Source organism: Stygiolobus sp. CP859M, from assembly GCF_037389975.1.
In the GTDB taxonomy this organism is placed as follows: Archaea; Thermoproteota; Thermoprotei_A; order Sulfolobales; family Sulfolobaceae; genus Stygiolobus.
Window position 1 is genome coordinate 1 of the sequence record NZ_JBBHKS010000021.1, and the last position, 4,032, is coordinate 4,032.

5 protein-coding genes and 3 pseudogenes are annotated in these 4,032 nt (G+C 36.3%); 3 read left to right on the top strand and 5 right to left on the bottom strand.

Annotated elements, in window-relative coordinates:
• Both WIW72_RS10215 and WIW72_RS13270 read left to right on the top strand, forming a co-directional pair.
• Positions 1–107, top strand: a pseudogene (locus WIW72_RS10215) (transposase); the annotation flags it as partial.
• 29 nt (positions 108–136) lie between these two features.
• Positions 137–382, top strand: a pseudogene (locus tag WIW72_RS13270) (type II toxin-antitoxin system VapC family toxin); the annotation flags it as partial.
• Positions 383–501: 119 nt separating this feature from the next.
• Here the strand turns inward: WIW72_RS13270 and WIW72_RS13275 are convergent.
• The 5 genes and pseudogenes from WIW72_RS13275 to WIW72_RS10240 form a co-directional block, all read right to left on the bottom strand.
• Positions 502–626, bottom strand: a pseudogene (locus tag WIW72_RS13275) (IS200/IS605 family accessory protein TnpB-related protein); the annotation flags it as partial.
• A gap of 413 nt (positions 627–1,039) precedes the next feature.
• Complete coding sequence (locus WIW72_RS10225) at positions 1,040–1,465, bottom strand: type II toxin-antitoxin system VapC family toxin (RefSeq protein WP_337701291.1); 426 nt, start codon at positions 1,463–1,465, stop codon at positions 1,040–1,042.
• Positions 1,456–1,716, bottom strand: coding sequence for a hypothetical protein (locus WIW72_RS10230; RefSeq protein WP_337701293.1), 261 nt, complete (start codon positions 1,714–1,716; stop codon positions 1,456–1,458). The genes WIW72_RS10225 and WIW72_RS10230 overlap by 10 nt, the downstream gene beginning before the upstream one ends.
• A gap of 91 nt (positions 1,717–1,807) precedes the next feature.
• Positions 1,808–2,527, bottom strand: a complete 720-nt coding sequence (locus tag WIW72_RS10235) for a hypothetical protein (protein WP_337721430.1) — start codon at positions 2,525–2,527, stop codon at positions 1,808–1,810.
• A 79-nt stretch (positions 2,528–2,606) separates the two neighbouring features.
• On the bottom strand, positions 2,607–3,146 hold the full coding sequence (locus WIW72_RS10240; protein WP_337721431.1) for a hypothetical protein: 540 nt from the start codon (positions 3,144–3,146) through the stop codon (positions 2,607–2,609).
• A 346-nt stretch (positions 3,147–3,492) separates the two neighbouring features.
• Between WIW72_RS10240 and WIW72_RS10245 the strand changes: the two genes are divergently transcribed.
• Positions 3,493–4,032: IS1/IS1595 family N-terminal zinc-binding domain-containing protein (locus WIW72_RS10245; protein WP_337721432.1), on the top strand; the 540-nt coding region annotated here is incomplete at its 3' end.

The window sequence follows — 4,032 nt, forward strand, 5'->3', positions numbered from 1 at the left end:
AGCTGATAGGGGAGCTGAACCTGAGGAGCGTGGAGGCGTTCCTCAGGTTCGTTGAACGTTATTTAGGTGGACCACTTGGACTGATGAAAATCTTTAAGTTACGTTAAAGTCCCATAACTGCTGTCTATTAGAGGTAGTTAACGCGTTAAGGAAATTAGGTGTTAAGGACATTGAAGATGAGATTTTAGCCATACTACCGCTACCAATTAGGATTGTAGATTTTAAGCAAGAGGATATAGTAGAAGCTACAAAAGATCTCTCACTATCACCATATGATTCATTGCATTATATAGTTTCAAAGAAATGCAACGCTAAGATAATATCAGCAGATAAGGATTTCAAGGTAAGAATAGATCCTTGTAATTTCACATTAGATTCGTAGAAGAGTATAGCTGTCCTTATGTCAAAATCAACTAACGGGAAGAGAGCTTATTCTTCTATGAATCTAATAAACTAAATTTAACCTAATGTTTACTAATGAAGATTAACCTCTCACCTTTTAAAGGGATTAATGGAGGAAGTATAAGCATCTGAAACCTCGAGAACTTCAATTGGTTGTGTTTCAACATTTTCACGAATTTAATAACACTCAATCGATGAATCCTATGCCTAAACTTAGAATTTTTGCTGTCCAAACACCTCCCACACAACGCCAGAAATGCTTCAATACTGAGATGGGTTAAGTCGTTGTTCACCTTATCTCCTACATCAAGGTGAATGAAATTGTTTAATACACTCTAGACGTTAATATTAAAGTGTTTATTCTCACTGTCGAGAACCAAAGTGAATATAACTGTATACTCTTCAGTTATATCGTCTCCTCACCTCTCCTATTGCATATTATCATCAGTTTGTTATGAGAACTAATCAAAATATCCTTCGGAAAATCCTCTGTAAGGGTTTAAAAACAAAATTATTTTGATGACGAAACTCAAAAACTATGTCAAAATCAAGCTAGCATACTAATAAATGAATACATTCGCTATCACAGTAAGTTTAGAGAATTGGATATATTTCAGCTAATGCTTAACAACCCGAACTACGATTTCTCTGGTATCTTGAAATCCCTTATGTGAAGTACAAAAGGTAATTCCCTGACTTTCCTCAGTAGTTTCTCGTCAGCTGTATAAACTTTATCTCCTAACACCTTACCTAAAGCTACGTAAGCTGAATCGTAGATTGAAATACCGTAAGTTTGAGAAATGGCCACAACTTCATCTCGCATACTTTCGATATCGTAAAGTGTTATCTGGAAGTCAGAGAGTATTTTACTTACTTCTTTAAGTTCCCTCTCGCCCAGGTTGTATGTGTACTTTAGCCCATTCAATACCTCGAATGGTAAAATACATGGAGCGAATAAATCTTCTAAACCTTTTGCGTAAGCCTCTTTGAGCAATAAAGCTTCTTCACTGTTTTGCTCATTAGCAAACCATTTTATAACGACTGAAGCGTCAACTACTGCCAATTCTTGTCACGCCATTCCCTAATCGTCTCTTCAGACCTTTTACCCCCGTAATTAAGGAAGAACTCATAAGACCTCAATGAGGCATCAACAATCCTTTTTAGGTCCTTCTTTTTCTTTTCCATCCTTTTTCTTTCTTCTTCCTCGACTACTTCCTCTATTTTTCTCCTTATTACTTCGCTCCAGTTTATGTAGCTTAGCTCGTCCATCTTCTTCTTTAACATTTCGTCAATCCTTATACTTATTGTTGGCATAATTATTGATTCCCGGCGTAAATTATAAGATTTACGAATCTGTAAGACATGTATTCCCAGCAATTTATACATATTGAAAAGAGCGTTTTATTCAAAGGAATAAAACATAACCGTAAATTTTCAGTTCCGGTAAGTAGAGCTCTAGGCTGTAACATTCAGCGTTATTAATTTCTCCCTTCCTATACGTCTCCAACTGGTTTATAGATAGTTTATTCAAGTCAGTTTCTAATGGTACCTCAAAGTAAAACCCCCCTCTGAAGTTGAATCCCTTATAACACGTTATATAACTTTCACTAATCACCCAAAATACATCTGTTACGGTTACAGCATCGATTATAAAATCTTTCCCGTCAACCTCTCGCAGGAACTCCTTAAGGTTATTTGGTGTAAATATGGGATTAAATAAGGATAATTTTACTGAGACTTCATTTATATCTCCTCTCTTTTTGGAGAAAGGGGACGACTTAATGAAGATCGTTACATAGCCTTTCTTGTTTGAAAAAACGTTTATAGTAGGTGTTACATTAATCTTCTTTTTATCGATCTTGACCTCTAAGGAATAATCTAATATGTTAACCTCTCTCGCTGGAACAGTAATTGTCATGGAGGGCTGTGCGGAATCAGTGTCTTTAAGAGTTAATGCGACCCATTTAGAAGTAATTTCAGTATATCCGTCAGGATAATGAGCAATTTTGGTCACGTTTTTTAGCCTCATGTTTACGACAGTAGTTCTACTATTAATATGATCCATCACTTTTGGTAAATCACTCTTGTTCCTTAAGTAAGGAAGCACCTTATCTGTTAGATCCACTGGAATACCTTATCATGAAAACATATAAGGTTTACCGACGAGACCAGCTCATTAAACTTTTTATTACCAGTGTTTCACTTTACTCTTTAGGGAGTGCTATGAGCGGGTTTGATTTATCTAGGCAGTAATAATAGATCCCTGCCTTTACCCCTTCCCACTCACAAATATCTGTAAAAATTAATTTATACCCTAGCGGAAATACTGAAGCTGTCGCCTCTCCCTTACAACCCGGAGTAAAGTTCGGGACGATTTTTAATTTTAAAGCCGGATAAGGGAGCATAACAGAAGTTATCTTTATGGAAATCCTCCTTTTATCCCTCCCTAAAATAGCCTTGAATTTATCGTCTTTAATTTCAAGCCCTTTTAATTCCCAAATACTGTAATCGTGATAAACCTCAAAACTAAGTTCCTTCACGTTGTTTATCTTAATAAAACTACCGCTAATTTCCGCTGAATCCTTTGAAAAAGTGGCTAATACCTCTGTCATTAATGCACCAGTTTTACCCAGTGTGTAGTATTCACCTAACTTGTACACTACCTTTAATTCTTGAAGTAAATTGAGGGCTTTGATTACCCTACTTTTCTGGTCAAAATAGCGTAATAATTCATTGAACCTCATTGACCTATAGAGTTTCAATAAATAGATAATTTTACTCTCTACATTACTGGTATTACCCATAGTATATTTTTATTAACTAACCTAGATATATCTTTTACGTTCGAGAACACTTAGCATCAGACGGAGTGTGAACAATTAAGGTAGGAAAATTGAACAAGACAAAAGAGTATTATTAAGTCAGATGCATAACACAACCCCTTTATGTAGGTATGATAGTTTCAACGATTCCATATTCGAAATTACTAACACGAATAATACAATTCTGTGCGGAAAAGAAAGAGAAATTCTACAACGAGTAGATAGTGTCGTCGTTAAGTTATCTATATTTGTATAACGAGTATTACTTATGGGTAGGAAGCCTGTATTTAGGCAAGACGTTTCTTGTCCCTCTTGTGGTAGTCATCATGTTGTTAAGTGTGGTAGGCCTTTGGGTAGGCAGAAGTATTTGTGTAGGGATTGTGGTAAGTACTTCTTGGGTGATGCTAGTTATCATCATCATCCTAGGAAGTTGAGGGAGGAGGCTTTGAGAATGTATGCTAATGGTATGAGTATGAGAGCCATTTCTAGGGTGCTTAACGTACCTCTTGGTACTGTTTTCACTTGGATTAAGCGTTATGGTGGGCAGAAGTATGAGAAGTTGGTTGAGTTGTGGGGTAGGGCTAAGGAGCTGGTCAAGGGTAAGGTTGTTACTAAGGTTGTTGATGAGATGTGGACTTACTTGTACAAGAATGCTAGGGCTTTTTACAAGTGGGTTTTCACTTGTTACGTCAGTGTGGACAACAATTTCATTCATTTGAAATATTTACATTTATTATCACCCCCTTATCTAACAAGTACGTTGGGGTGTAAAGGATGTTGTATATTAGGAAGAATGTTGATAACCACC

Bases quoted from the DNA above. Each gene is read 5' to 3' on its own strand.
- WIW72_RS10230 (WP_337701293.1), bottom strand. From the start codon at position 1,716: ATGCCAACAATAAGTATAAGGATTGACGAAATGTTAAAGAAGAAGATG.
- WIW72_RS10240 (WP_337721431.1), bottom strand. From the start codon at position 3,146: ATGAGGTTCAATGAATTATTACGCTATTTTGACCAGAAAAGTAGGGTA.